The sequence below is a fragment of the Marinobacter sp. DUT-3 genome (assembly GCF_050379435.1).
Lineage (GTDB): Bacteria > Pseudomonadota > Gammaproteobacteria > Pseudomonadales > Oleiphilaceae > Marinobacter.
Window position 1 is genome coordinate 484,668 of the sequence record NZ_JBNRMG010000003.1, and the last position, 24,977, is coordinate 509,644.

23 protein-coding genes and 1 tRNA gene are annotated in these 24,977 nt (G+C 56.1%); 13 read left to right on the top strand and 11 right to left on the bottom strand.

Annotation, left to right across the window (positions count from 1 at the left end):
* The first annotated feature begins 73 nt into the window (after positions 1-73).
* The 8 genes from rpmI (at position 74) to ACQUWM_RS07640 (ending at position 6,552) form a co-directional block, all read left to right on the top strand.
* Positions 74-265 (top strand): 50S ribosomal protein L35, encoded by a 192-nt coding sequence (gene rpmI, locus ACQUWM_RS07605; RefSeq protein WP_250090481.1) that lies wholly within the window; start codon positions 74-76, stop codon positions 263-265.
* Positions 266-315: 50 nt separating this feature from the next.
* On the top strand, positions 316-669 hold the full coding sequence (gene rplT, locus ACQUWM_RS07610; RefSeq protein WP_012138471.1) for a 50S ribosomal protein L20: 354 nt from the start codon (positions 316-318) through the stop codon (positions 667-669).
* Between the two features lie 171 nt (positions 670-840).
* Positions 841-1,839: a phenylalanine--tRNA ligase subunit alpha gene (gene pheS / locus ACQUWM_RS07615; protein WP_297796664.1), complete on the top strand. Its 999-nt coding sequence runs from the start codon at positions 841-843 to the stop codon at positions 1,837-1,839.
* Between the two features lie 61 nt (positions 1,840-1,900).
* Positions 1,901-4,273, top strand: coding sequence for a phenylalanine--tRNA ligase subunit beta (pheT, locus tag ACQUWM_RS07620; RefSeq protein WP_428921727.1), 2,373 nt, complete (start codon positions 1,901-1,903; stop codon positions 4,271-4,273).
* 3 nt (positions 4,274-4,276) lie between these two features.
* The gene (gene ihfA, locus ACQUWM_RS07625) at positions 4,277-4,579 is read left to right on the top strand and encodes an integration host factor subunit alpha (RefSeq protein WP_127331513.1); all 303 of its coding nucleotides are present in this window, start codon (positions 4,277-4,279) and stop codon (positions 4,577-4,579) included.
* Positions 4,560-4,925 carry a MerR family transcriptional regulator gene (locus ACQUWM_RS07630; protein ID WP_407002281.1) on the top strand — a complete coding sequence of 122 codons (366 nt, stop codon included), beginning with the start codon at positions 4,560-4,562 and terminating at the stop codon, positions 4,923-4,925. The genes ihfA and ACQUWM_RS07630 overlap by 20 nt, the downstream gene beginning before the upstream one ends.
* Positions 4,926-5,046: 121 nt before the next feature.
* Entirely contained in the window at positions 5,047-5,610 is a 564-nt protein-coding gene (locus tag ACQUWM_RS07635) for an NADPH-dependent FMN reductase (RefSeq protein ID WP_428921728.1), read from the top strand.
* A 21-nt stretch (positions 5,611-5,631) separates the two neighbouring features.
* Positions 5,632-6,552, top strand: coding sequence for a pirin family protein (locus ACQUWM_RS07640; RefSeq protein WP_428921729.1), 921 nt, complete (start codon positions 5,632-5,634; stop codon positions 6,550-6,552).
* Positions 6,553-6,575: 23 nt separating this feature from the next.
* Here ACQUWM_RS07640 and ACQUWM_RS07645 read toward each other — a convergent pair whose 3' ends face one another.
* The 4 genes from ACQUWM_RS07645 to ACQUWM_RS07660 form a co-directional block, all read right to left on the bottom strand.
* Positions 6,576-7,196, bottom strand: coding sequence for an SCO family protein (locus ACQUWM_RS07645; RefSeq protein WP_428921730.1), 621 nt, complete (start codon positions 7,194-7,196; stop codon positions 6,576-6,578).
* The gene (locus tag ACQUWM_RS07650) at positions 7,193-8,035 is read right to left on the bottom strand and encodes a cytochrome c oxidase assembly protein (RefSeq protein ID WP_428921731.1); all 843 of its coding nucleotides are present in this window, start codon (positions 8,033-8,035) and stop codon (positions 7,193-7,195) included. Before ACQUWM_RS07650 ends, ACQUWM_RS07645 begins: the two co-directional genes overlap by 4 nt.
* 160 nt (positions 8,036-8,195) lie before the next feature.
* Positions 8,196-8,272 (bottom strand) — tRNA-Pro (locus ACQUWM_RS07655).
* Positions 8,273-8,384: 112 nt separating this feature from the next.
* A complete protein-coding gene (locus ACQUWM_RS07660; RefSeq protein ID WP_428921732.1) occupies positions 8,385-10,028 on the bottom strand; it encodes an FMN-binding glutamate synthase family protein in 1,644 nt (547 codons plus the stop codon).
* Positions 10,029-10,259: 231 nt separating this feature from the next.
* Here ACQUWM_RS07660 and ACQUWM_RS07665 point away from each other — a divergent pair, with 231 nt between their 5' ends.
* A complete protein-coding gene (locus tag ACQUWM_RS07665; RefSeq protein ID WP_428921733.1) occupies positions 10,260-11,849 on the top strand; it encodes a BCCT family transporter in 1,590 nt (529 codons plus the stop codon).
* A 75-nt stretch (positions 11,850-11,924) separates the two neighbouring features.
* On the opposite strand, the gene ACQUWM_RS07670 is transcribed toward ACQUWM_RS07665, so the two are convergent.
* The 4 genes from ACQUWM_RS07670 to ACQUWM_RS07685 form a co-directional block, all read right to left on the bottom strand.
* The gene (locus ACQUWM_RS07670; protein ID WP_407002288.1) at positions 11,925-12,875 is read right to left on the bottom strand and encodes an alpha-L-glutamate ligase-like protein; all 951 of its coding nucleotides are present in this window, start codon (positions 12,873-12,875) and stop codon (positions 11,925-11,927) included.
* Positions 12,875-14,392, bottom strand: a complete 1,518-nt coding sequence (locus tag ACQUWM_RS07675) for an inactive transglutaminase family protein (RefSeq protein WP_428921734.1) — start codon at positions 14,390-14,392, stop codon at positions 12,875-12,877. Before ACQUWM_RS07675 ends, ACQUWM_RS07670 begins: the two co-directional genes overlap by 1 nt.
* On the bottom strand, positions 14,389-15,180 hold the full coding sequence (locus ACQUWM_RS07680; RefSeq protein WP_428921735.1) for an ATP-dependent zinc protease family protein: 792 nt from the start codon (positions 15,178-15,180) through the stop codon (positions 14,389-14,391). The genes ACQUWM_RS07675 and ACQUWM_RS07680 overlap by 4 nt, the downstream gene beginning before the upstream one ends.
* A gap of 167 nt (positions 15,181-15,347) precedes the next feature.
* Complete coding sequence (locus ACQUWM_RS07685; RefSeq protein ID WP_428921736.1) at positions 15,348-15,719, bottom strand: hypothetical protein; 372 nt, start codon at positions 15,717-15,719, stop codon at positions 15,348-15,350.
* A gap of 324 nt (positions 15,720-16,043) precedes the next feature.
* On the opposite strand from ACQUWM_RS07685, the gene ACQUWM_RS07690 reads away from it, so the two are divergent.
* The gene (locus ACQUWM_RS07690) at positions 16,044-17,276 is read left to right on the top strand and encodes a DNA recombination protein RmuC (RefSeq protein ID WP_428921814.1); all 1,233 of its coding nucleotides are present in this window, start codon (positions 16,044-16,046) and stop codon (positions 17,274-17,276) included.
* A gap of 5 nt (positions 17,277-17,281) precedes the next feature.
* Complete coding sequence (locus tag ACQUWM_RS07695) at positions 17,282-18,139, top strand: hypothetical protein (RefSeq protein ID WP_407002293.1); 858 nt, start codon at positions 17,282-17,284, stop codon at positions 18,137-18,139.
* A gap of 9 nt (positions 18,140-18,148) precedes the next feature.
* On the opposite strand, the gene ACQUWM_RS07700 is transcribed toward ACQUWM_RS07695, so the two are convergent.
* Positions 18,149-19,168: an AraC family transcriptional regulator gene (locus tag ACQUWM_RS07700; protein ID WP_428921737.1), complete on the bottom strand. Its 1,020-nt coding sequence runs from the start codon at positions 19,166-19,168 to the stop codon at positions 18,149-18,151.
* Between the two features lie 173 nt (positions 19,169-19,341).
* On the opposite strand from ACQUWM_RS07700, the gene ACQUWM_RS07705 reads away from it, so the two are divergent.
* Together ACQUWM_RS07705 and ACQUWM_RS07710 are read left to right on the top strand one after the other, a co-directional pair.
* Positions 19,342-20,466, top strand: coding sequence for a CaiB/BaiF CoA transferase family protein (locus ACQUWM_RS07705; protein WP_428921738.1), 1,125 nt, complete (start codon positions 19,342-19,344; stop codon positions 20,464-20,466).
* A 111-nt stretch (positions 20,467-20,577) separates the two neighbouring features.
* Positions 20,578-20,931 carry an EF-hand domain-containing protein gene (locus ACQUWM_RS07710; protein WP_428921739.1) on the top strand — a complete coding sequence of 118 codons (354 nt, stop codon included), beginning with the start codon at positions 20,578-20,580 and terminating at the stop codon, positions 20,929-20,931.
* Positions 20,932-21,043: 112 nt separating this feature from the next.
* On the opposite strand, the gene ACQUWM_RS07715 is transcribed toward ACQUWM_RS07710, so the two are convergent.
* Together ACQUWM_RS07715 and ACQUWM_RS07720 are read right to left on the bottom strand one after the other, a co-directional pair.
* A complete protein-coding gene (locus ACQUWM_RS07715; protein ID WP_428921740.1) occupies positions 21,044-23,800 on the bottom strand; it encodes a hypothetical protein in 2,757 nt (918 codons plus the stop codon).
* Positions 23,801-24,087: 287 nt separating this feature from the next.
* Entirely contained in the window at positions 24,088-24,861 is a 774-nt protein-coding gene (locus ACQUWM_RS07720) for an enoyl-CoA hydratase (protein ID WP_428921741.1), read from the bottom strand.
* Positions 24,862-24,977: the final 116 nt, after the last annotated feature.

Sequence of the window (24,977 nt, forward strand, 5' to 3'; positions counted from 1 at the left end):
CCGCGTCTGCGGGGGATTTGTCGTTCAGGGGCACATTTTGTTTTATTTAAAAATAGAATGCGGAGTTTTAAAAATGTCTAAGATGAAAACCAAAAGCGGAGCTACCAAGCGGTTCAAGAAAACCGCCACCGGCTTCAAGCACAAGCAGTCCTTCACCAGTCATATCTTGACCAAGAAGAGCCCCAAGCGTAAGCGTCAGCTTCGTGGTACCAAGCTGATTGCCAAGTCTGACGTGGCTTCCATCAAGCGTATGACAGCGTGCTGATTCAGCCGCTAACCATTCCTGCAAAGGTTTAAAGGTAGAAGGATTAAAGTATGGCTCGTGTAAAACGTGGCGTGGTAGCACGTCGTCGTCACAAGAAGATTCTCAGTCAGGCCAAGGGTTATTACGGAGCGCGTAGTCGCGTTTATCGTGTAGCCAAACAGGCGGTTATCAAAGCCGGTCAGTATGCATACCGTGACCGTCGTAACCGTAAGCGCGCATTCCGCGCCCTGTGGATTGCCCGTATCAACGCGGGTGCCCGCGCCAACGGTCTGTCATACAGCCGTCTGATCGCTGGTCTGAAGAAGGCTAACGTTGAGATCGATCGTAAGGTTCTGGCCGATCTGGCCATGAACGAGCAGCAGGCATTTGCTGCCGTAGTTGAGAAGGCCAAAGCGTCCCTGTGATCGCTTAAGCTCTTTCATCGATTATTGATCGATCCGGACGTCCTCATGGGTTCATGATGGCGTCCTCTAATAGGGGAAGGGCGCGCTCTTCCCCTATTTTTGTTTATAAGTACTGGTTTTGTTTATAGATACTGGTTTTAGTACTCCCATTTCTGGTTTGGAGCAGGGTCAATGGAAAACCTGGAGCAACTGGTTCAGGACGGGTTGGCTGCGGTAGAAAGCGCCGACAGCTTGCAGGCACTTGATCAAATTCGTGTTGAATACCTTGGCAAGAAGGGTGTGATCACCCAGCAGGCGAAAACGCTGGGCAAGCTTTCCGCAGAAGAGCGCCCCGCCGCCGGCCAGAAAATCAACGAGGCCAAGGGGCAGGTTGAGCAGGCCATCAACGCCCGCCGCTCGGACCTGGAGCGCGCCGCGATTGAGCAGAAGCTGGCCAGCGAATCCATTGACGTGACACTGCCAGGCCGCGGTCAGGATCTGGGCGGTCTCCACCCGGTAACGCGCACCCTGCAGCGCATCGAGCAGTTCTTCTCCCGTGCGGGCTATACCGTGGAGCAGGGCCCGGAAATCGAAGATGACTATCATAACTTCGAAGCCCTCAATATTCCCGGCCATCACCCGGCCCGCGCCATGCACGATACCTTCTATTTTAATCCGGGCACTTTGCTGCGTACCCACACCTCGCCGGTGCAGATCCGTACCATGGAGGCGGGCAAGCCTCCGTTCCGGATGATCTGCCCGGGGCGGGTCTATCGCTGTGACTCCGACATGACCCATACCCCTATGTTCCATCAGGTGGAAGGGTTGCTGGTGGAGAAAGACGTCAGCTTTGCCGACCTTAAGAGCACGGTGGAAGAGTTCCTCAGGGTGTTCTTTGAGCGCGATCTGGAGGTACGGTTTCGGCCGTCTTACTTCCCGTTCACCGAGCCGTCTGCGGAAGTGGACATCGAGTGGGGGCGTGAGGCTGACGGCAGCATCAAGTGGCTGGAAGTCATGGGCTGCGGAATGGTGCACCCGAAAGTATTTGAACATTGCGGTATTGATGCCGAAGAGTACCGTGGCTTTGCCTTTGGTCTGGGTGTAGAGCGCCTGGCCATGCTTCGCTACGGCGTGAATGATCTGCGCATGTTTTTCGAGAACGATCTGCGCTTCCTGCGCCAGTTCCGATAACACCGTGATCAACAGGTAATCGAATCAACAGGCAAAACCGCATCAGGACAAGGCAAATACCATGAAATTCAGTGAACAGTGGCTGCGCGAATGGGTTAACCCGGCACTCAACTCCCAGGCGTTGATGGACCAGATCACCATGGCGGGGCTGGAAGTCGACGGATTCGAGCCGGTTGCAGGGCAATTCAGCGGTGTCATCGTCGGGGAAGTGCTCTCCGTCGAGCCCCATCCCGATGCCGACAAGCTTCGCGTGTGCCAGGTCAGCAACGGCAAAGAGACGGTACAGGTGGTCTGTGGTGCGCCGAACGTGCGTGACGGGCTCAAGGTTCCTTTTGCCGTTGTGGGCGCCGTGCTCCCGGGTGATTTCAGGATCAAGAAAGCCAAGCTGCGGGGTCAGCCCTCCGAAGGCATGCTGTGTGCCGAGTCAGAGCTGGGGTTGTCGGATAACAGTGATGGGTTGATGGAGTTGCCTGCGGATGCACCTGTGGGCCGGGATCTGAGTGATTATCTCAAGCTCAACGATGTGACCATTGATGTCGACCTCACCCCCAATCGTGCAGATTGCCTGTCCATCAAGGGCATTGCTCGTGAAGTGGGTGTGCTTAACAGCCTGGTGGTCGAAGCGCCGGTGATTGAACCAATTGAAGCGGTTCATTCGGAAGTGCCGGATATTGCCGTGAAAGCTCCGTCTGGTTGCCCCCGGTACCTGGGGCGGGTTTTGCGTAATGTGAACCTCCAGGCGGAATCCCCGTTGTGGATGCAGGAAAAGCTCCGGCGCTCTGGTATCCGCTCTATCGATGCGGCGGTGGACGTCACCAACTACGTCATGCTGGAGCTGGGTCAGCCCATGCATGCCTTTGATCGGGACGAGATCAAGGGAGGCATCGTGGTGCGGATGGCAGAGCAGGGCGAAAAACTGGTGTTGCTGGACGGCCAGGAAGTGGAATTGACTGCCGATACCCTGGTGATCGCAGATCATGAAAAGCCCGTGGCAATTGCGGGTGTTATGGGTGGCGAGCATTCAGGCGTGAGCACAAGGACCCGTGATCTGGTGCTCGAATCTGCCTATTTCGATCCTATTTCTCTCGCCGGCAAGGCACGGCACTATGGCCTGCATACCGATGCCTCTCATCGCTTCGAGCGGGGTGTGGATTATGAGCTCGCCCGCGATTCCATGGAGCGTTGCACGGCGCTGTTGATGGAAATCGTCGGCGGTGAGCCTGGCGAGATCGTTGAAGTTGCCAGCGACGAACATCTGCCTGGGGATCGTACCATTGATCTGCGGGAGCAGCGTGTCGCCGATGTACTGGGCCTGGCCATTGACCGCACGAAGGTCGAGGAAATTCTGACTCGCCTCGGTCTGCATATCGATAAGCTGTTGAAAGACGGCTGGCGCGTGCATGTGCCCACCTTCCGACCGGATATCTCCATCGAAGAAGATCTGATTGAAGAGATTGGCCGGATCTACGGATACAACAACCTGCCTGTCACCGAGCCGACAGGGTCCCTGGGGCTGCGCGCCCAGGAAGAGGCGGTTCGTCCGGTATCGGCAATCCAGAACTACTTCGTGGCTTGTGGCTATCAGGAAGCCATTACCTACAGCTTTGTGGATCCAAAGGTTCAGCAACTGGTCGATCCGGATCGTGAGGGCATCGAGCTGGCCAACCCGATTTCCTCGGATCTGTCGGTGATGCGTACGAGTCTGTGGAGTGGCTTGCTGAAAACCGTAGCCCATAACCAGAACCGGCAGCAGCCGCGCATCCGCTTGTTCGAAACTGGTCTGCGCTTTCTGAAAGATGGTGATGCCATTGATCAGCAACCGATGCTGGCAGGTGTCGTGGTTGGCTCGCAACAGCCCGAAAACTGGGTTAATGGTCGCAGGGCGGCTGACTTTTTTGATGTCAAAGGGGAACTGGAAAGTCTGTTCCGTCTCCTGGGAATCGAGATTCAGTTCCTGGCCAGTCAGCACCCGGCGTTGCATCCGGGGCAAACGGCGGAGCTGGTACGAGACGGTGAGCATGTTGGCTGGATTGGAACGTTACACCCACAAGTTCAGAAAAATCTTGAACTTAATGGCACGATCCTGATGTTTGAGCTATCCTTGAATTCGATCGTCTCTGGATATGTGCCTAATTTCAAAGAAATTTCAAAATTCCCTGAAGTTCGGCGAGATTTGGCTATTATTATCGGAAACGATGTGGCGTTTGCCGATGTGGAGCGTGTAGCCAAAAAGCATGCTGGCGAGTGCCTGACGGCGTTGCGTGCGTTTGATGTCTATGAAGGCGAAAGCCTGGGTGAAGGCAACCGCAGCCTTGCCCTGAGCCTTTTCTGGCAGCATCCTGATCGCACGCTTAACGAAGAAGAGGTGCACTCACTCTTCAACGGTGTGATTGAAGCATTGAAGGAAGAGCTGGGGGCAACACTGAGGAGTTAACAGATGGCGGCTTTGACGAAAGCGGAAATGGCCGAGCGCTTGTACGAGGAACTGGGCCTGAACAAACGCGAAGCCAAGGAAATGGTGGAAGCCTTTTTCGATGAAATCAGAGGCGCACTCAGCCATAACGAACAGGTGAAGTTGTCCGGTTTCGGTAACTTTGACCTGCGAGACAAGAAGCAGCGACCGGGACGGAATCCGAAAACTGGTGAGGAAATACCGATCAGTGCACGGCGGGTTGTTACGTTTCGTCCAGGGCAAAAATTAAAGCAGAAAGTAGAAACGTATGCTGGAACCGAGTCATAACAACGAGTTACCCGCTATTCCGGGTAAGCGCTACTTCACGATTGGTGAAGTAGCCGAGCTGTGTGCCGTAAAAGCGCACGTACTCCGTTACTGGGAGCAGGAATTCCCGCAGTTGTCGCCGGTCAAGCGCCGCGGGAATCGCCGCTACTACCAGAGGGCGGATGTTATTACCATTCGCCAGATCCGCAGCCTGCTGTACGATCAGGGGTACACCATTGGTGGCGCCAAGCAGAAGCTGAGCAGTCATGAGGTGAAAGACGACACCTCCCAGTACAAGCAACTTATCCGGCAGATGATTACAGAGCTGGAAGAAGTGTTGGAAGTGCTGAACGCCCCATTGCGTTGATCGCGGTGGGTCAGACGAAAAAAACCGAAGGTGCGCCTTCGGTTTTTTTATGCCTGGTTCTGGCATCGACTATGCTGATGGGTGTTGCCTTGCTTTTAGCCCATACAGAGGAAATAAGATTATGGCCTTGAAACTTCACACTATTATCTGCAGTACCCGCCCGGGCCGGGTAGGTCCTGCGGTCGCTACCTGGTTCCATGACTTTGCCAACAGTCAGGGGCAGTTTGAGAGCAGTCTGGTGGACCTGGCTGACTTCAACCTGCCGGTCTACGATGAGCCCAGGCATCCGCGTATGCAGCAGTACGAGCATGAACACACCAAAGCCTGGTCCCGGAGTGTTGCCGCGGCTGACGCCTATGCGTTTGTGGTCCCCGAATACAATTTCTGTCCGTCCCCTGCGTTCGTCAACGCACTTGATTATGTCTACAGCGAATGGAACTACAAACCCTGTGGTTTTGTGAGTTACGGCGGTGTCTCTGGTGGTTTGAGGTCGGCACAGCTTTCAAAGCAACTGGTCACGACCCTGAAAATGATGCCGATGGTCGAGGGTGTCATGGTGCAGATGCCGTGGGAGCAAATAGACGAGAGTAAAACCTTCAATGCCTCTGAGCACCACGAAAGCTCGGGCAAGGCGATGCTGGAAGAGATGGCCAAATGGGCGCAGGCACTCAAGGTCATGCGCTGAATCAATGAAAGGAGTGACGTCGTGAGTAACACAATGGCTGAAGCCGAACAGGCTTGTGATGCGGTTTCCTCCCCTTGCAGTGCGGTAGAGTTGATTCTCACGCCGAGAGAGACCGATCTTGGTGGCTTTTCCGTCAGGCGGTTGTTGCCTACGGCGAAACGCAAAATGGTCGGGCCCTGGATCTTCTTCGATCACATGGGGCCGGCTCACTTTCCAGCAGGGCAGGGGATCAATGTGCGGCCTCACCCGCATATTGGTATTGCCACCGTCACTTACCTGTTCGAAGGGGAGATTCTGCACCGTGATTCCCTTGGGAGCCTGCAACCGATCCGTCCGGGGGATATCAATCTGATGGTCACGGGGAGCGGAATGGTGCATTCCGAGCGGGAGCGCCCGGAAGTGACCGCGACAGACCACACGCTCGACGGGTTACAGCTCTGGCTGGCCCTGCCGGAGCAGGACGAAGAGGTAGAGCCGTCGTTCCATCATTACCCGAGTGAAGACATACCTGCGGTAAAAGTGGACGGCGTACCCGTGAGAGTGATGATGGGGAGTGCCTACGGCATGACATCCCCGGTGCGGCTTTTCTCAGACACTCTGTATGTGGAAGCCCATTTACAGCCTGGACAAACCCTGAGCCTGCCAGAAGCCGAGGAGCGAGCGGTCTACGTCGCCAGTGGCGCGCTGAAAGCCCAGGATACCGACCTGCCTGCCCAGTCCATGACGATCTTCGCCAACCAGCCGGGCATTACAATCACCGCAGTGGAAGAATCCCGGATTGCACTGATCGGTGGAGAGCCCTTGGGCAAGCGGTTTATCGAATGGAATTTCGTGTCCAGCCGCAAGGAGCGCATCGAACAGGCGAAAAATGACTGGACGGAAGGCCGGTTTGATAAGGTGCCCGGGGACGAGGTGGAGTTTATTCCGTTACCCCAGAGGTAGGGGCCCCTGGCTGCAACGGAGCGTCAGGAGTTTTCCCTGACCAGTGCAATAAGGTCCTGGCGAATCTGGTCAGCGCTCAGGTCTGGCCTGATCAGCAGGCGGGCTTCGCCCTCCCGGTCAAATACATACACAGCGCTGCTGTGAGAGACCGCGTAGTTACCGTCAGCATCGGGCTCGTCATAACCGAAGGTGGTGCGATAGCGCTTGGCAAGCTCACGCAACTCTGGCTCGTCACCGGTCAGGCCCACGATCCGCTTTCCAAAAAAATCTACGTAACTGGCCAGGCGTTCCGGGGTGTCCCTCTTGGGGTCGACGCTGACAAACAAGGCCAGCGTCTGTGACTGCATTTCCGACGGCATGGCTTTTATGGCCTGGTTGAGCTTCTGGAGTGTGGTCGGGCAGACATCCGGACAGGAGGTGAAACCAAAGAACAACAACCGTATTTGCCCATCCAGTTCTCCCGCCCTGACGGTTTCTCCCGAGGTGCCTTTCAGCTCAAACGCCAGCTCTGGCATCAGACCCTGAATATCCTTCCCGTGCCATAAGTTATCCTCTCCGAGGCAGCCTCCCAGCACGAAAGTTGTGGCCAGAAGCAGGGGCAGGTTGAGCCATGCCCGAAGGTTTGCGGGAAAGTGGAAGCTCATGAAGTCGTCACCTTGATCGTGGTGGATCGGGTTGGGTATTTGCCATCTTCGTGCATCGCCCGTCGCAGGATAATCAGAATACCAAGGATGCTCATCATGGCGGGTGGTATCCAGGTCAACAGCCCTCCAATCAGTTGGTCGGTTGCAGGTTCCATGGGCCATGCCCGGCCGCACACTTCGTAGACGTCGTACACCATGCCCCGGGAAAAGACGATGGTGGCCCCCAGGATCATCTGGGGTATCGCGACCAGCGCGAGGATCAGCATACGCTTGCCATAGCCCAGAGCGGAGCTGAGGGCCGGAGATCGAGGATCAAAGATCAGCCACCAGAAAAGCAGGCCATCAAGTAGCATGCTCCAGTTCATGACCCAGTAGAGATTGCGGCTCAGCATCGCGTCAAAGTGGATCGGTGGCCATAACCAGAAATAGATCAGGCCCACGAACAGCACGGAGGCAATCAATGGCTGCTGGAGGCATCGATACACAAACCCTACAGGCTTCAGGATGCTCCTAAACCCGGGGCTTATTCGGTCATACCAGAAGCGCATCACCGGTAACGGGTTGGACAGGGCGATCAGGAAAGGTCCGAGGTGGTGAAGGATCAGGTGTTGGCCCCGGTGGACGAAGAACATGTACTGGGAGTAGTAATCAAATCGGGTCTGCATAACGCCGTAGCAAAGCATGACGCCCAGCACGAACGTCAGGATGCGACCGCTGCCCGGGCGGTCGCTTTCCGGCATCCGGAGAATGCCATAACCATAGAATGCGAGTATCAGCAGGTAGCTCAGTACGGTCAGTGCAGAGAAGTCGTAGGGGACTACATAGTCAAGCATGGACATGAGAGCGCCAGCAACAAGTAGAACGCATGGGTGTTTTTATTAAGGATTCTGAGTGTTGCCGGAAATGAAAGGAATTACAAGATGGTGATGCCTGAAAACCGGGCCGGTTTTCAGATAAAACAAAGCCCGGACCTTTCGGCCCGGGCTTTGTTTGAGGAATTGGTCGGGACGGCAGGATTTGAACCTGCGACCCTCTGCACCCCATGCAGATGCGCTACCAAGCTGCGCTACGCCCCGAAATGCTATTGGCCAGAGAGAAACTTGGGAGAAATCTCAGTGGCTTAGCGGGAGCGAAGTCTACACCAGCCCAAACCAAAAATAAACAGGCTTTTGGCGTTTAGGCAGGATTTTAATGGAGCTTGGTTTCCCGCAGCTTAATGATGAACTCCGGTGGTCCAAAAGTATCCGGCTGAGCTTCCGGCCAGTATTTGTCGAATACGCTAAGACCGGTTTTCCCTTCCAGTAGGGCGCCCGGGGCGAGGAAGGGGAGCATGTCCATGTAGGACTGCACCTCGGTCTTTGAGGTCCGTTGAATGATGTGCTCCGGCCCAAGCTCGGAAGGATGGTTCAGGCCAGACGCTTCAAGCAGGTTCTGCAGGGCGCACAGGGTATTTTTGTGATAGTTGTAAACGCGCTGGCTCTTGTTTTCAACGTCCAGCTTGTTGCCGCGGCGGGGATCCTGCGTGGCTACACCGCTGGGACAGCGTCCGGTATGACAGTTCAGGGCCTGGATACACCCCAGCGAAAACATGTAGCCCCGGGCGGCGTTGCACCAGTCCGCGCCAAGGGCCAGGGTGCGGGCGATATTGAACGCCGACGTAATCTTGCCCGCGGCGCCAATGGCGATGTCTTCCCGCAGGTTGGTGCCTACCAGGGTGTTGTGTACCAGCAGCAAGGCTTCCTTCATGGGCATGCCCAGGCGGTTGATGAACTCCAGGGGGGCGGCGCCGGTGCCGCCTTCGCCGCCATCCACTACGATGAAATCCGGTTTCATACCGGTTTTCAGCATGGCCTTGACGATTGCAAACCACTCCCAGGGGTGCCCGATGGCGAGCTTGAAGCCCACGGGCTTGCCGCCGGACAACTCCCTCAGGCGTTCAATGAACGCCAGCATTTCAATGGGGGTATTAAATGCTGAGTGCCTGGCCGGAGATACGACGTCTTCACCTACGGCGACGCCCCTGGCTTCCGCGATCTCCGGCGTCACTTTGGCGCCGGGGAGAATACCTCCATGCCCTGGTTTTGCCCCTTGAGATAGTTTGAGCTCTATCATTTTCACCTGGTCCAGGGTGGCATTTTTCACAAACATATCTTCGTTGAAGGTGCCGTCCGGGTGGCGGCATCCGAAGTAGCCGGAGCCGATTTCCCACACCAGGTCGCCGCCGGGCTCGCGGTGGTAGCGGGAGATCGATCCCTCCCCGGTGTCGTGGTAGAAGTTGCCCATCTTCGCGCCAGTATTCAGGCTCAGGATGGCATTGGCGGAGAGGGAGCCAAAACTCATGGCGGAAATGTTGAATACGCTGGCGCTGTATGGCTTCTGGCACTGTTTGCCAATAAGAATCCGGAAATCGCTGTTGTCCAGGTGTGTCGGGTTCAGGGAATGGTTCATCCATTCGTAGCCCTGGTCGTACATGCCCAGTTGGGAACCGAAAGGGCGTTTGTCGAGCACGTTCTTCGCCCGCTGGTAAACGATGGTCCTTTGTTCCCGGGAGAAGGGGCGCTCTTCCGTATCGGACTGAATGAAGTACTGGCGGATCTCCGGACCAATGGACTCCAGGAAATAGCGGAAGTTGGCGAGAATCGGGTAGTTGCGGCTCACGGTACGCCGGCGTTGCATCATGTCCCATGTGCCAACGGCGGTAAGTACGCCAAACGTAACCGGGAGCAGGTACCATCCTTCCAGGAAGATACTGAGCGGCATGGTGATCAGCAGGCCCGTAATGCTCAGGGCAAAAGCGGTATACCTCAGGGGGAAGGTGGTGGTTTTCTCCATGGTGTCCTCTTTCTACGTTTGCGATTTGCAGGTAAGTGTACGTGCTTACGGCATAAAACCATTAACCGATTTTCTCTTCCAACGGCGACACCTGACAAATTGGTCTATGCTCAGTGAGGTGGCGACTCTAAGTTGTGTCTTTGATGTTTCGGGCTCAAAACACTAGACTGGCGCCCTTGTAACCTGTGAACCTTAATTTTTGGTAATCATTCTGAACAGGAGGCTCCAAACGTGGGCGACGTTGTAAAAGACGAGTACCAGACGGATTACGTCGCGGGCCAGGACAATATAAGTCCTTTCGGCCTCGACCTTCATGCACCGGTATTCCCGATTACGGCGATATTGGTGGTTCTTTTTGTCGTCGGAACGCTGATGTTTCCGGCCGAGGCAAAGGAGCTCCTTGACGGTGCGAAATGGAATATTATCGGCACCTTTGACTGGTTTTTCCTGATCAGTGCCAACATCTTCGTGGTGGTGTGCATAGCGCTCATTTTCATGCCGGTTGGTAAGATCCGGATTGGCGGTATGGATGCCAAGCCTGAATTCTCCACCATCTCCTGGTTCGCAATGCTGTTTGCGGCAGGTATGGGTATCGGCCTGATGTTCTGGGCCGTTGCAGAGCCAACAGCCTATTTCACCGGGTGGTACGAAACGCCCTTCAACGTTGAGGCGAATACCGCCGAAGCGCGTGACCTGGCCATGGGCGCCACCATGTACCACTGGGGTCTTCACCCCTGGGCAATCTACGCCATTGTCGCCCTGTCGCTGGCATTTTTCGCTTACAACAAGGGCATGCCGCTGACCATCCGCTCAGCGTTTTTCCCGCTGCTGCGTGACAAAGTCTGGGGATGGCCCGGGCACATCATCGATATATTGGCGGTTGTCGCTACGATTTTTGGTCTTGCTACCTCTTTGGGCTTTGGCGCCCAACAAGCGGCTTCAGGGCTCGATTACCTATTTGGAATCTCGTCTGGAATCAACGTCCAGATGGCAATTATTACCGGCGTCACGGCCGTTGCTTTGATTTCGGTGCTGCGCGGCCTTGACGGCGGCGTGAAGATTCTCAGTAACTTCAATATGGCCCTGGCGGGTATCCTGCTGTTTTTTATTATCTTTGCTGGACCCACGATGACCATCGTCGAAACACTGTGGGTGACGTCGTCAACCTACGTGGCCAACATAGTGCCGCTCAGTAATCCGTTTGGCCGTGAAGATGAGGCCTGGTTCCATGGCTGGACTGTCTTCTATTGGGCATGGTGGATTTCCTGGTCACCGTTCGTAGGGATGTTTATCGCCCGCGTTTCCAAGGGCCGTACGGTTCGTGAGTTCGTGACCGCAGTGCTGGTTATTCCGACTGTCATTACCGTGGTGTGGATGAGCGCGTTTGGCGGCTCAGCTCTGGAGCAGATCCAGCAGGGCATTGGCGCTCTGGCAGAGAATGGTCTGACTGACGTGTCTCTGGCCATGTTCCAGATGTTTGCCAACCTGCCGCTGACCGGCATCATTTCCTTTATCGGGATTGTGCTGGTGCTGGTGTTCTTCGTGACCTCTTCGGACTCCGGCTCGTTGGTTGTCGATAGCATCACCGCCGGCGGTAAAACCGATGCTCCGACAGCTCAGCGTGTCTTCTGGGTGATCATGGAAGGTGCGATTGCCGCTGCCCTTATCTTTGGTGGTGGCGAGGATGCCCTGGGCGCGATACAGGCAACGGCCATCTCTGCCGGTCTGCCGTTCACAGCGATTCTGTTGATCATGACGTGGGGGCTGTTGAAGGGCCTGACCCATGAACGGAAGCTGTTGATTGCGGATGGGAAGCTGTGATGACTCGCAGTTGAATAAAAAAACCGGAGCTCAAGGGCTCCGGTTTTTTTTGGCCTTCATTCTCTGCCCAGTCTGCTATCGCTCACTGGCGAAAGTCTCTATGGCGAAGCGGGCGCGCTCCTCCGGGGTGAAATGATGTCTCTTGAGGCTTTCAATCGTGCGCAGTCGCGGCAACAGTCCTCTGCCATTGGCCATCTGAATGGCCAGCCCCGGGCGTGCGTTCAATTCCAGTAGCAACGGCCCCTCGTTGATATCCACCACCAGGTCTACCCCCATGTAGCCGAGTCCGGTTGCTTCATAGCACCGTGAGGCCATGGTCAGCATCTCTTCCCAGTCGTCAATATTGATGTTTTCCAGGGCAAGGCCCGTGTCCGGATGGAGGGTGATCGGACGGTTGAACTGCACAGAGTTCAGGCTTTTTCCCGTGCCAATGTCCAGGCCTACGCCAACTGCGCCCTGGTGGAGATTAGCCTTGCCATCAGAGGCGGTGGTGGCCAGCCGGAGCATAGCCATAACCGGGTACCCCTGAAAGATGATAATGCGAATGTCCGGAACGCCCTGGAAGGAGTATTTGGCCAGTTCCGGTACCGACTGCACCAGGTTCTCGACAATCGCGACATCGGGCGTCCCTGCCAGGGAATACAGGCCGGCCAGGATATTGGACAGGTGGCGTTCCAGGTAAGCTGTGGGCACCCTGGCGCCGGATGCTTTGATGAACTCCTGCTCGTCACGGCCAGTAATGACTGTGATGCCCTTGCCGCCGGAGCCTTTGGCGGGCTTTATGGCGAAGCCCGCCAGCTCGTCCGCCATGTCGCGGAAATGGGGAATCTCGTGTTGTTGGCGAACCACCTGCAACAGCTTGGGGGTTTTGACGCCATACTCGGCCACCACCAGCTTGGTTTTCAGCTTGTTGTCCACCAGCGGATAGGCGGTTCGCTCATTGTACCGGGAAATGTAATCGACATTTCGCCGGTTCATGTTGAGCATGCCCATCCGGGTCAGGGCGCGGGGCGATATCCAATCCATCAATCGTAAGCCTTCATCGGTGTGAAGCGACGAAGTTCACTCAACTTGTAGCCGGTGTACTGACCCATCAGCAGGATAAGACCCAGCACGACGAAATGCAGTTCCGGGAAGTTGAAGGTCAGGTGCCGGGATAGCGGCGCATCCATCACCAGGAACGCGCACACAGCCACAAACAGACTGCCCGCACCTTGCACGAATACCTCGTGCGCTCCTTCTTCTTCCCACAGTATGGACATGCGCTCAATGGTCCAGGCGATGATGACCATCGGGAAGAAGGTCACAGTCATGCCGGTGTTGAATCCCATCTGGTAGCCCACAATACTCAGGCCGGCCGTGATAAATATCACCAGGATAATCAGGGCGGAAATCCTTGAAACCAATAACAGGTTCAGGCTGGACAGGTACCCGCGCATCAGCAGACCAATGGAAACCACCGATGTGAACGCGATCAGCCCCGGTAGCAGATTGGTCTGGACGAACGCCACGGCAATCAGCACTGGCATGAAGGTACCCGAGGTACGAATGCCAATGACAATACGCATGAAGGCAACCATGAGAGCGCCCAGCGGGAGCAGTAGCAGCATGCGGAACATGCTTTGTTCTTCGACCGGAAGCTGGTACAGGCTCAGGAACCCGAAGCCGTTCTCTTCGGATTGCATGGCTGCCAACTGCAGGGCGGGAATGGTCTGGCGCAGGATTGAAAAACTGACTGTGGAGTTGCCGCCACCCATCACATCCAGCAGTGATTCGGCGCCCTGACGCCACAGCAGGATATCCTCAGGGAGCCCTTGCTCGCCGGAGCGGGGGTCAAAGGTCAGCCATTCGTCACCGTTATAGATTTGCAGGAAGGGCGTCAGTCCCTGGCGCCTGCGGGCGTCTTCCAGTTTGAGGCCATCGGCGGTCCTGGCCGGTATGCCGGCGTGATTCAGCATCCGGACCAGGAGATCCAGATAATTGGTTCCGGACACCAGCAATGTCGTGTTCTGTGCCTGGGCATCAGGCTGCATCAGGCGGATCAGCTCCCGGGTCATGCTCTCGGCGGTGCTCGAGCGCTCCTCTGCCTGCTGGAGAATCTCCCGCACGGCGGTAGCCTGTGGTTCTTCCCAGAATACGGCCATGGGCTTGGGTGCGCGGCGGGGGCGGTCCCGGTTCGCATTCGGGTCGGGAATAAACTGGGTCTTGAAGTAGAGCGTTTGCGGGCCGGTGACGTCCCGTTTACTCCATTCGGCCCGACGGCTTCCGTCTTTCTCGACTACCGAGAAGCCATACCCCGGAGATGCCGCCTGTTCGGAAAGTATCCGAAACCCCGGGGACTGCTCGGGAATGTTGAGGCTTGCCAGCACCGGCTGGTCAGCGGCGTCGAAGTCAACTCTCGCTTCAACCATCCAGACTGGGTGTTGCTCACCGGTAAACCAGGGAATGCCCAGTTCAACATGGCGCCAGATGGCAAGTGCGGTCCCTGCCAGGATCAGCAGAGCAATGGCAGAGAAAAATGGAATTCGGGAGCGGGTATTCACAAATCATCCCCGTTCTTTTTGGTGAGGGATTCCGGCAGTTTGGTGGAGAACTCCTTGCCGACGTCGATTAACATCACGTCGCGGAGAACGTTTCGTCCGATCAGAACATTGTGCGACAGGTGCTGACGGTCCGTCAGTGTAAATTCCGCCACCTGCTGGTGGTCGCCGATGGCAAACTGCAGTTCGACAACCACACGGCGATCTGCTTCATCCGCGCTGGACTGGATGATTTTCACGCGGCGGGAAACTTCCTTTTCCATGGTGACGTACTGATCGCTGTCTGGCACCGGGACATCAAAACGAACCCAGTTGTTACCGTCCCGTTCGAATTTGGTCACGTTGCGGGCGTCAATGGATGATGTTTCCGCGCCGCTGTCGATGCGGGCGTTATAAACCAGGCCGGGACCGGCGAGGTAGAACTTTTCAAGTTCACCAACGATCACCTTACCTTTCAAACGGTCTGCACGACCTGTGTCCCGCTGATCCCTGACAGGAGGGCAAGCCTGAGCGGTGACCACTGGGCACTTGGGCTTTTCGATTTTCTGTTCAATGGCTTCAAGAATGCTTTTGGTAGAGGTGTTATTGAGGTCCAGCAGTTTTTCGTGGCGGGACGCTGCATTCCCTTCCATGGTAACCAGCGTAGCGCGCTGGGACTGAACAGAACCGTTGAGCTTGTCCAGATTTTCCTTGGGCACCATTAAATAGCGGTCCGCGGAGCAGCCTGACAATACAAACAGAATAGCGAGACCAGCCAGCGGCTTCCCGCATCGAAAACGCGTTGAAAACATCTATAACCCCTGAACCTGCGAACCAATAGTTTATCAGCCTGGGTTCGCCATGAAGACCTGCAAATATCCGCAGTAAGATACTCGCAGGGGGAGTATACAACAACCGATGTGTGTGGTTGCTTTACAGTTGGTTAAGGGTAGGAAATTTTTACGGTTTGTGCTGTTTTTCAGGCTTTGTTGAGGAAGTGCTGGTGGTCGAGCACATCTTCGGAGCGCAGGTATTCCTGAATCACCGGGGAACAGTTCAGGTAAAAGAGCAGCAATTCCCGCTGGATATCCTGATCCTGAATGCGGGAAGCGAAACGTATGAGGTCCCGGATACCTTCATCAGCAGTTTCGTCTAACTGCTTGAAGGACTTGTTGTAACGGCTTTTCAGCAAGGCCGTTAGCCGCTCCAGATGGAACTCACCGGTATGCGTGATGTGGGGAAGGAGACGGAAACTGTTGCCCGGAGCATCGTCATCCCCACAGCCCTGGCCTCCTGCGTAGCCGGATTGGGAAAACTCTGATCCCAGTTTTCTCCAGAGCTCTTTCAACATGATTATTGCCCACTCCTCTTATCGCTCCGGAACCCCGATCACCGGTTAAAAACCGGTAATTCCGCCGGTTCGACAGAACACTTTACTCTTTTAGTTTATATTACGACTCGAGTCTATAGGTGGATGCAAAGTCATCCCCCGTTTTGCCAAGCAGTCACGATTTGTGCGTTCAGGGTATTCATCAGGACGCGCCTGAACGAAAAAGGTTCCAGTCAACAGGAGGAAAATGTGCCCGAAGCCTTTGCAGACATCATCCGGAATCAGCCAGTGGTTTTCAGTATTGTTGCGTTTCTGGTGGTGTTGGTTGGTTTTCTGGTTACGCTGATGGTCCGCAGCAACCGCATCAGGATTCGTCAGCTTGAGGCAGAGAAAGCCGAGCAACAGCGGCGGGCGGAATCGCTGGGGGAGGAATTGGCAAATGCCCGGGTGCAGTTGCGTGAGTACGAGGTAAACCTTGCCAGTGAGCGGCGTGCCAGCTCGGAGAAACTGGCGCTGCTGGAGCACAACCGGGATGCCTTGAAGCAGGAGTTCGAAAACCTGGCCAACCGTATTTTCGAGCAGAAAAGCGAGCGCTTCAGTCAGCAGACCCGCACCAGTCTGGATACCCTGCTTAACCCATTCCGCGACCAGCTTCAGGACTTCCGCAAGCGCGTGGAGGATGTCTACACCTCGGAAACCCGGGACCGGCAGGCATTGCGCAGCGAAATCAAATCCTTACAGGACCTTAACCGACAAATCACCGAAGAGGCTGCTAGTCTTACCCGCGCTTTGAAAGGCGACAAGAAGATTCAGGGTAACTGGGGCGAGCTGATACTGGAGCGGGTATTGGAGCGCTCAGGGTTGCGCAAGGGTATTGAATACGAGACCCAGGGCAGTTACCGGGATGGTGACAACCAGCTGCTGCGCCCGGATGTGGTGGTGCATCTGCCGGATAACCGCAATCTGGTGGTGGATTCCAAAGTATCGCTGGTGGCCTACCAACAGTGGATCAATGAAGAAGATGACAGCGTTAATGCAGAGGCGCTCAGGCAACACGTAGAGGCTGTTCGTACCCATATCCGCACCCTGAGTGAGAAAGACTACAGTCAGCTCAACGGTCTTCACTCCCCGGATTTTGTCCTGCTGTTCATGCCCATTGAACCGGCATTTGTGGCGGCGTTTCAGCAGGACGAGAACCTCTTCGCAGAAGCCTTCGAACGAAAGATTATTGTAGTAACACCAACCACCTTGCTGGCCACCCTTCGCACCATCGAGAATATCTGGCGTTATGAACGGCAAAGCCAGAATGCCGAGCGCATAGCCGAGCGGGCCGGTGCGGTGTACGACAAGCTTCGGGTTTTCGTGGAGTCCATGGAAAAGCTAGGGGCCCAGCTCCATACGGCGCAGGGCAGCTACGATGCCGCCATGAACACCCTGACCCGGGGTCGCGGAAACCTGGTTTCACAGGCGAACCGCTTTGTGGAGCTTGGGGTTCGTGTTAAAAAAGAACTACCAAAGGCCATCATGGATCAGGCCGAAGTGGATCCTGGTGAATTTGCCGACAGTGAGCAGGAGTAGAGGTAATGGAAAAAACATCCCAAACGGGGCGCAACTTGGCTCGTAGTCTGGTGCTGGCCTCGTTGCTGGCAAGCATCGGCGCCCAGGCCACATCCCTGGCTCCGGAGCACGAAGTCCGCCGCCTGATGCTGGCCACCGAGGAAGCCGTTGCCGCCAAGAACTGGGGCGAGGCCGGAGAATACCTCAACCGGCTCCAGGGTCTGGAGGGAGAGAAGCCCGTGGACTATTACTATTTCCGCGGCCGCGTCATGCAGGAATCCTCTCACTTTAATGAAGCACAATCGGCTCTGGAGGCATACGTTTCCCGTGCCGGATCCGAAGGCAGCCATTATCGGGATGCGCTTAAGCGTATCACCGCCATTGAGAAGTCCCGCAAGGAACGTGCGAGTAAAGACCAGAACCAGGTCAGTAAGAGAGAGCCGGTCGCTATCATTGAGCCTGCCGGTCAGCAGGAGCTGGCGAACCTGCGCAAGCTGTACTTGGTGGATTCCGATCGGGAAGCGCTGACCCTTCACCTGAACAGCCTGCTGGAAGTGGCAGGGTGGCGGGCCGATCAGCGGGTGGTCAGGCTCGACGTGCCCGCGGATGTGAGTTACCAGATCGCGTCCGGCAACAGCCAGATCGAAGTTCAGGAATCCAGCAGGGAAGACGACGAGCGGATCACCAAAAACACCCAGTCCATCAACGTATACGGCATCAGCCCCCAGGTTGAGTGGGACTGCCAGCCTTCCGCCGGGACCTGCTGGGTGTATGACCCCAGGGATGGCTCCAGATTGCTGAAGCTCGGGCCAAACCGTGACCGCGCCGAAGAGATTGCCAGTACCCTGGGCCGCCTGATCAAGACGCTCCAGACCCCGGGTTAATCAGCACCGCTATTCCCCGGCGCTGCTCCGTTCACCCTCGCGATAGGCGCCGGGGGTGACCCCTGTCCACTTCTTGAAGGCGCGGTGGAAGGTGGATGGTTCCGTGAACCCCACCTTGGTGGCAATGTCGTTGATCGGCAGATCCTGCCGGCCCAGATAGTAAATCGCCATGTCCCGTCGCAGCAGATCCTTTATTTCCTGAAACGAGGTGTTTTCCTGCTTCAGTCGTCGGCGCAGGGTTTGCGGGCTGGTGTGCAGTTCGGCGGCAATCCACTCGAAATCCGGCAGGGGTTTGGAGAAGTCGCGGCCAATCAGGGCGCGAATCCGGCCAGTGAACGTGTTGCTTTCATCCGGTCGTGACAGCAGATCCGCCGGGGATGTCTTGAGGAACTGCTGCATTTCCGGCCGGTCGCGGATCACCGGCGCTGACAGAAACCGCTTATCGAAGGTGAGGGTGGTGCGTTCGGCCTCAAATGCCAGTGGGCAGCGAAAAATGTGGCGGTATTCATCGCCATGATCGGGGCGGGGGTAGTCGAATTCAGCCTTCAGCAACTCCACCGGCTGGCCGACCAGCCAGCTACCCAGGCGGTGCCAGATCACCAGCAGACTTTCCCGCATGAAATACCGGGGATCATTGATGTCCCCCTCAATCACCGTTACCAGACGGGCCACCTGGTCATCCACTTCCAGTTCCATGGACACCATGGGCTCGAACAGGCGTGAGAACTGGAACGCCTGCCGGTAGACCGCCCCCAGGTTGGGGCAGTCAATCACCAGGGCGCACATGGTGGCGAACGTGCCGGCACGGCATTGCCTCGGCCCGAAGCCCATGAACTCGTCGTCCATACGGCTCCAGATGACCTGCATCAGCCGGCTGAACTGGTCGCTGTTGACCCGGGCCATCTCTATTTTCAGCAGATCCGGCGAGATGCCGGCTTCCCGCAGCATATCGCGGGTGTCATAGCCAGCGCGCTCCGCGCCAATCAGGGATGCCTCAACAAAGTGCCGGGAAACCGTCAGGTTTGACATGCCACTCGCTATTTCCTGGAAAACGAAGCCCATCATAAAACCCCCCGGCTACAATGCAACCTGCAGGCATCTCAAAAGCTGGAAGAAATGGCCAATTGGAATGACGGAACCCGCAGTTGGCCCCATCGGAAAAAAACGTCAGCATAGAAGTAACCACCAACAAGGAGAACAACATGCCAGGCCCACTGACATCCCTGAAAGTGCTCGACTTCAGCACCCTGCTGCCCGGACCCTACGCCACCATGCTGCTGGCGGACATGGGGGCGGAGGTGCTGCGCGTGGAAGCGCCGGACCGAATGGAGCTGACCCGGGTCATGCCGCCCCACGACGGCGGCACCAGCACCGCCCATGCGTATCTGAACCGCGGTAAGCGGTCCCTCGGCATCGACCTCAAGAAAGAGGGCAGTGCCGACGTTATCAAGGAACTGGTGCAGGACTTCGACATCGTCATCGAACAATTCCGTCCGGGCGTGATGGACCGCCTGGGTATTGGCTACGACACCCTCAAGGCCATTAACCCGAAGCTGATTTACTGCGCCATCACCGGCTATGGCCAGACTGGCCCCTATAAAAACCGCGCGGGCCACGACATCAATTACCTGTCCCTGGCCGGTGTATCCAGCCATTGTGGCCGTGCGGACAGCGGCCCACCGCCCATGGGCATCCAGATTGCGGATGTGGCCGGCGGCTCCCATCACGCGGTGATGGGGATTCTCGCGGCGGTTGTTCACCGCCAGCAGACCGGGGAAGGGCAGTTTGTCGATATCAGCATGACCGACGCGGCCTTCGCTCTTAACGCCATGTCCGGCGCCGCCTGTCTGGCCGGTGGTCAGGAACAGAAACCGGAAAGCAGCCTTCTTAATGGCGGCAGTTTCTACGATTACTACCAGACCAGCGATGGCCGCTGGCTGTCCGTCGGCAGCCTGGAGCCCCAGTTCTCATCACGCCTGTGCGACACCCTGGGTCTGCCCGATATAAAGAGCTTTGCCCTCAGCCAGAACCCGGAACACCAGCAAAAAATGAAAGCGGCCCTGAAAGAGAAAATTGCCGAAAAAACACTGGCGCAATGGCAGGAGATCTTTGCGGACGAGGACGCGTGTGTGGAACCGGTACTGACCATCTCCGAGGCGGCGGAGCATCCCCAATTAAAGGAGAGGGGAATGGTGATCGGTGTGGACCGGGAAGATGGCAGTGAACAAAGGCAGATTGGCTACCCCATCAAGTTCAGTCAGACCCCGTGTTCCGCAAAGTATGTAGGCAGGAAGCTGGGAGCGGATAGCGACGCTATTCTTTCCTGAACTAAGCGTTGCCCGCAGGTTGCTAAAGCGTCATTGGCGTTTTATCGAAATTGGGTTCTTAATTGAAAATGCAGTCAACCATAGATCAAAAAATGATCAAGGAGGTGTCTGATGAGCATTAAAACCCTGAGCCTTGCCACCATGATGTCCATGGCGCTCTGCATTCCGGCCGTTTACGCTGCCGGTTCTGACGAGATGGAAAAAGATGCAATGGAGGGCAGTGGTGACCAAATGCAACAAAGCGAAACCACAGGGCACGGCATGCAATCCAAATCCTTTGAGGAGCTTGATGCCAACCAGGATGGTGTCCTCACCGAGGACGAACTGAACGTCTACGGCAGCACCGCAGCCGGTAACCCCGACGAGGAGTCCATGTCAGGTCAGGATACTCGCGACATGATGATGGAGCTGGATCGGGACAGTGATGGCCAGTTAACTCAGGATGAGTTTGAGCAGATGGAGTAGGTGGCTTGTGAAAGTTAGATCTTCAGAGTATGACATCTAATATTTAGCGGTATGAACGAAAAAGCCCCCGGAAATCCGGGGGCTTTTTTGTTCTAGAGCTTTAATTTTCAGGTTACGGAGTGAACGTTGCGGCAGCCTCCTGAACCATCTGAGAGAACGCAGCTGCAGGGGAAGCTGAAACCGGTGTACCGTGATTCAGTGGGTCTTCCCCTTCGCCAGCAGGGAAGTCAGCTTGCGTATATGTGGCGTACAGTGCGTCAGCGATGCCATCTGCATACATCAGGCTAAGAGGGCGTGAGCCAGCCAATGGCGCGTTAAAGCTGTCTACGGTCACTGATGCCTGCAATCCTGTTTCGGATGCAGGGATTGTGGCGGAGAGTGCAGGAATGCCCCAGATAGCCTCATCGGCTGCATTCGGTATGACAGTATCCGCTTCTACTTCCGACATCAGGTAAGTCGGTGTGCTGCCAGCCAGATTGTCTACGAAGTTGATCGGGTCAGCCGTATCGATTGTGGCCTGGAATACGTTCAGGAATGATTCGAGGTTTGCATCGCCCTGGCTGAGACCGCTCTGGCCAAGACCGGCAAGGATCTGGGGAGCGAAGGTGCGGGAGTTCTCCAGCAGTCGAACGACTCCGCCGCCTGGTGTCAGCATGTTTACTGCTGCGATATCGTTGTAGGTGGAGGGCACGGGCGCTGCAGGATCACCTGCCAGAATTGCCGGCAGCTGGTTTTCATTGACGCTGGCTACAAACGGAGCACCTGTAATTGTGCCGAGAGAGTGGCCGGCGAAGTTGAACTGGGCGGTGCTAAGGTCTGCACCTCCAATGCCTGACAGATCGAGATCGCTCAGGCTGACGCGTAGGTTCATCTGATCCACTGCACTCTGGCGGATATTGTCACGGCTATTGGTGAAGTTCAGGAGGTTGATGAACATACTTCCTGAGTCGCCTTCGCCAGCGGCGTAGTCAATAGCGTCAACAGTTCCTGGTGTTGGTGAGTAGAAGCCGAAGTGGCGTTCATTGCCTTCCATTGGTGCAAGGCCAGGTACAGTGCTCCCTGCATTGGCAACGGAGTTTTCAGCGCCAGCAAGGAAGCCGATGGCCATGTCTACGCCAGCATCACCAGATGTGCCGCCTGTAAGCACGTCATCGATTGTAGCTTGGGCGGTAGCTTCATCTTGACTAAGAGCCTGCATAACGAAGTTGAGGTTTAGTTGACCTGCAATAAGGGCCGCGTTGGTGGTCTCGGAGGGTGCCAGGGATGCTGGCAAACCTGCGTCCTGCCCAGCCTCTAATAGGCGAGTCGCCAGCGTATCCTGATCTTCCTCGGTAAAAGCGCCTACGCCGTGAAGAGGTTGATCAATTGCTACCACTGTGTAGCCAAGGGTTGCGAGGGCAGTACCGAAGCTTAGGGCGGCACTGCGATCGGTGGTGATACCATGCTGGTACATGACAACACCATTTGTTGTGCCGGTTGCTGGATAAATGATCAGTGCTGGGACATCAACATCAGCAGTTTTCTTGGGGAACGGGAAGATATAGTTCACCGTAGTTGAAACGCTGGTGTCGGATTGAGGTATCACAAGCCCAAGGTCAGCAAACGTGTCGTTCAATGTAGAGGCGAGTGTGTCATCTGCCTTCCAGGAGTTTGTCAGTATGTTGGAGCCTGAGGTGCCCAAGTAATAGGGTAAGGATACCGTACCCTGAACCGCTAAAACTGTGGGAGCTGTACCGCCCAACTGCTCATCTAGCGCGGAGTAAACGGAAGCTGCAACTGAGGATACCAGCGTAACCGGTTCTGGGGCCCCCAAATCAAAGTCGTCTGCGCTGCGGTTATCAGGCGTGGGTGTAGGGAGTAGTGGGCTAAATTGGGCAGCAATTCCCGGTGCGACGCAGTTTATGAAATCTTCGCCAGTGACTGGGCACTGGTCGCCCGGATCGAGAGCGCCTTTTATTTCCGCGCTCGGGAAAGCAGTTACGGCACCGGTAACAGTGGCGTCTACCTGATCGAAACTAGAGGCACCACCTTCGATTGCAGCCTCTGCGGCAGAAACCTTGACGAAAGTTAGCAGTTGATCTGCAAACCAAGCCGCAGGCTCAGCAATATACTGCAACACCTTCTCATCGTTCGACGTAGTAAAGCTGTAACTAATCGCAATGTCTTCATCAGTAATGCCAAGCGCAGCGCCGGCAATCGGCTCCCACAAGCTATTGATGAGCGTCCGAACCGGAGCCAGGGCAGCGTTACCCAGCGGCTGCTCTTCATCGGTCAGGTTGCTGTAGCTGGGTGAAGCAATAATGGCTTCGCCATTGATGTCGGTGATGTCCTTGGTCACAACTGCTATGTAACGCTTGCGCGGGTTCAGCGGTTGCAGAGGCAGGATGCGGATGGCTGATGTGCCGTCCAGTGTTTCAACATCAGCACGAGCAGGAGCTGGGCCAACCACGGTCGGTGGCTCGCCAATGCTCAGGCCTTGTACCGGATCGCCACTGGCATAATCCAGTTCAAGAAGGAACACGGTCTCACCGTAAACCACGGTGCCTGGATCAATCTGTCCATTAAACTGGATTACCGCCGGAGCAACGGTAGACGCGCCGCTCAGTTCGTTCAGTGCGGTCGTAACGGGCGGAGAGCTATCTGCAACGCCAAAGGTGCCGTCACCCTGTTCAGAGTCAAAAATCAGATCGTTCGGAATAGGAAGCTGGCTCAGCAGCGGATTAAAAACTGGCCAGGTTTTCCCGTCAATGGCGGGATTATTGATCTTATAATCCGGATTCGCATTCTTCCCGGAGCCGGCGCTATCGAAGCACCCTGTCAGACCAAGGGAAGACGCCACGGCAAGACTTATTAGTGTTTTCTTGAACATGGGTGTGGAACCTTTTCCTGTTGTTGTGTCGTTATTGTCGGCCGGTGACGGGGCCGGTCTGCTCCGGTAAACCCTGTGTCAGAGGCCTGTGTTGCTAATACGGTTATTTGAAATTGTAGCCAGCGCTCTGTGCCAATTTCTGTAACTTTGACTATAGCGACAGTATGGCAACAGTTGATCAGCCAAAAGTGTGATTCTGGCGTTTTGGAGCCTCCCCGCACGGAAGGAGTTTGGCCTGTTTGAAAAATAGTTGGCGGGGAGGCGTTTGTCGAGTTTGCTCAGGGTGGTCAGTCGAACTTTGTGAAGTCCGGCTTCCGCTTCTCCATAAAGGCTTTGAAGGCTTCGGCGGCTTCTCCGGATTTGAGGCGTTCGCCGAACAGCGCTCCCTCTGCAATCATGGTGTCTTTCAGCTGTTCCAGAGTGGGGCGGTTCAGCAGTTCCTTGGTGGCGCGGATAGCTGCCGGCGCCTGGGCGGCCAGTTGGTGGCAGGTTTCCAGGGCGGTGGCTTCAGTGGCTTCCGGCTCGCATACCCGGTTGATGATACCCAGGCGGTTAGCGTCCTCAGCAGTGAAGGCGCCGCCCAGCATCAGCAATTCCGCTGCGCGGACGCGGCCAATCCATGAAGGCAGCAGCAGGCTGGAACCGCCTTCCGGGCACAGGCCCAGGTTGGCAAAGGGCATCTGGAAACGGGTGTTGTTACCAGCGAATACCAGGTCGCAGTGCAACAGCATGGTGGTGCCGATGCCGACTGCGGGGCCATTAACAGCGGCTACAACGGGCTTGGTGGCCGTCGCCAGCAGGAACAGGAAGCGACCGACCGGGGTTTCCTCGAAGGAGCCTGGCAGGCCCTGGGCGAAATCGCTCAGGTCGTTCCCGGCGGTAAAACAGTCGTCGCTGCCGGTAAACAGCACGCAGCGGATATCCGCATCGGCGTGGGCCTGTTCAAGGGCATCACCCAGGGCTGTATACATGGCGTGGGTGAGTGCGTTTTTCCGGTCCAGGCGATTGATGCGCACCACCAGTACCTGTTTGTTTTTTTCAGTGAGGACGAGGTCGGTCACGGTGTCTCCTGCTGTCTTTCTTGATTTATTCGTTAGGATGGTACCTTCTTTCCATGGTTTTTTTTACGGTTTTTCATCAACTGCCCGATGCCGCGCTTTGGTCATTTTCTGGTAAA

Coding starts and splice junctions, on each gene's coding strand:
- ACQUWM_RS07630 (WP_407002281.1), top strand. CDS start 4,560: ATGCTGGAACCGAGTCATAACAACGAGTTACCCGCTATTCCGGGTAAG.
- ACQUWM_RS07710 (WP_428921739.1), top strand. CDS start 20,578: ATGAGCATTAAAACCCTGAGCCTTGCCACCATGATGTCCATGGCGCTC.
- pheS (WP_297796664.1), top strand. CDS start 841: ATGGAAAACCTGGAGCAACTGGTTCAGGACGGGTTGGCTGCGGTAGAA.
- ACQUWM_RS07635 (WP_428921728.1), top strand. CDS start 5,047: ATGGCCTTGAAACTTCACACTATTATCTGCAGTACCCGCCCGGGCCGG.
- pheT (WP_428921727.1), top strand. CDS start 1,901: ATGAAATTCAGTGAACAGTGGCTGCGCGAATGGGTTAACCCGGCACTC.
- ACQUWM_RS07645 (WP_428921730.1), bottom strand. CDS start 7,196: ATGAGCTTCCACTTTCCCGCAAACCTTCGGGCATGGCTCAACCTGCCC.
- ACQUWM_RS07700 (WP_428921737.1), bottom strand. CDS start 19,168: ATGTCAAACCTGACGGTTTCCCGGCACTTTGTTGAGGCATCCCTGATT.
- ACQUWM_RS07705 (WP_428921738.1), top strand. CDS start 19,342: ATGCCAGGCCCACTGACATCCCTGAAAGTGCTCGACTTCAGCACCCTG.
- ihfA (WP_127331513.1), top strand. CDS start 4,277: ATGGCGGCTTTGACGAAAGCGGAAATGGCCGAGCGCTTGTACGAGGAA.
- ACQUWM_RS07680 (WP_428921735.1), bottom strand. CDS start 15,180: ATGTTTTCAACGCGTTTTCGATGCGGGAAGCCGCTGGCTGGTCTCGCT.
- ACQUWM_RS07670 (WP_407002288.1), bottom strand. CDS start 12,875: ATGGATTGGATATCGCCCCGCGCCCTGACCCGGATGGGCATGCTCAAC.
- ACQUWM_RS07690 (WP_428921814.1), top strand. CDS start 16,044: ATGGTCCGCAGCAACCGCATCAGGATTCGTCAGCTTGAGGCAGAGAAA.
- rpmI (WP_250090481.1), top strand. CDS start 74: ATGTCTAAGATGAAAACCAAAAGCGGAGCTACCAAGCGGTTCAAGAAA.
- rplT (WP_012138471.1), top strand. CDS start 316: ATGGCTCGTGTAAAACGTGGCGTGGTAGCACGTCGTCGTCACAAGAAG.
- ACQUWM_RS07660 (WP_428921732.1), bottom strand. CDS start 10,028: ATGGAGAAAACCACCACCTTCCCCCTGAGGTATACCGCTTTTGCCCTG.
- ACQUWM_RS07695 (WP_407002293.1), top strand. CDS start 17,282: ATGGAAAAAACATCCCAAACGGGGCGCAACTTGGCTCGTAGTCTGGTG.
- ACQUWM_RS07715 (WP_428921740.1), bottom strand. CDS start 23,800: ATGTTCAAGAAAACACTAATAAGTCTTGCCGTGGCGTCTTCCCTTGGT.
- ACQUWM_RS07685 (WP_428921736.1), bottom strand. CDS start 15,719: ATGTTGAAAGAGCTCTGGAGAAAACTGGGATCAGAGTTTTCCCAATCC.
- ACQUWM_RS07650 (WP_428921731.1), bottom strand. CDS start 8,035: ATGTCCATGCTTGACTATGTAGTCCCCTACGACTTCTCTGCACTGACC.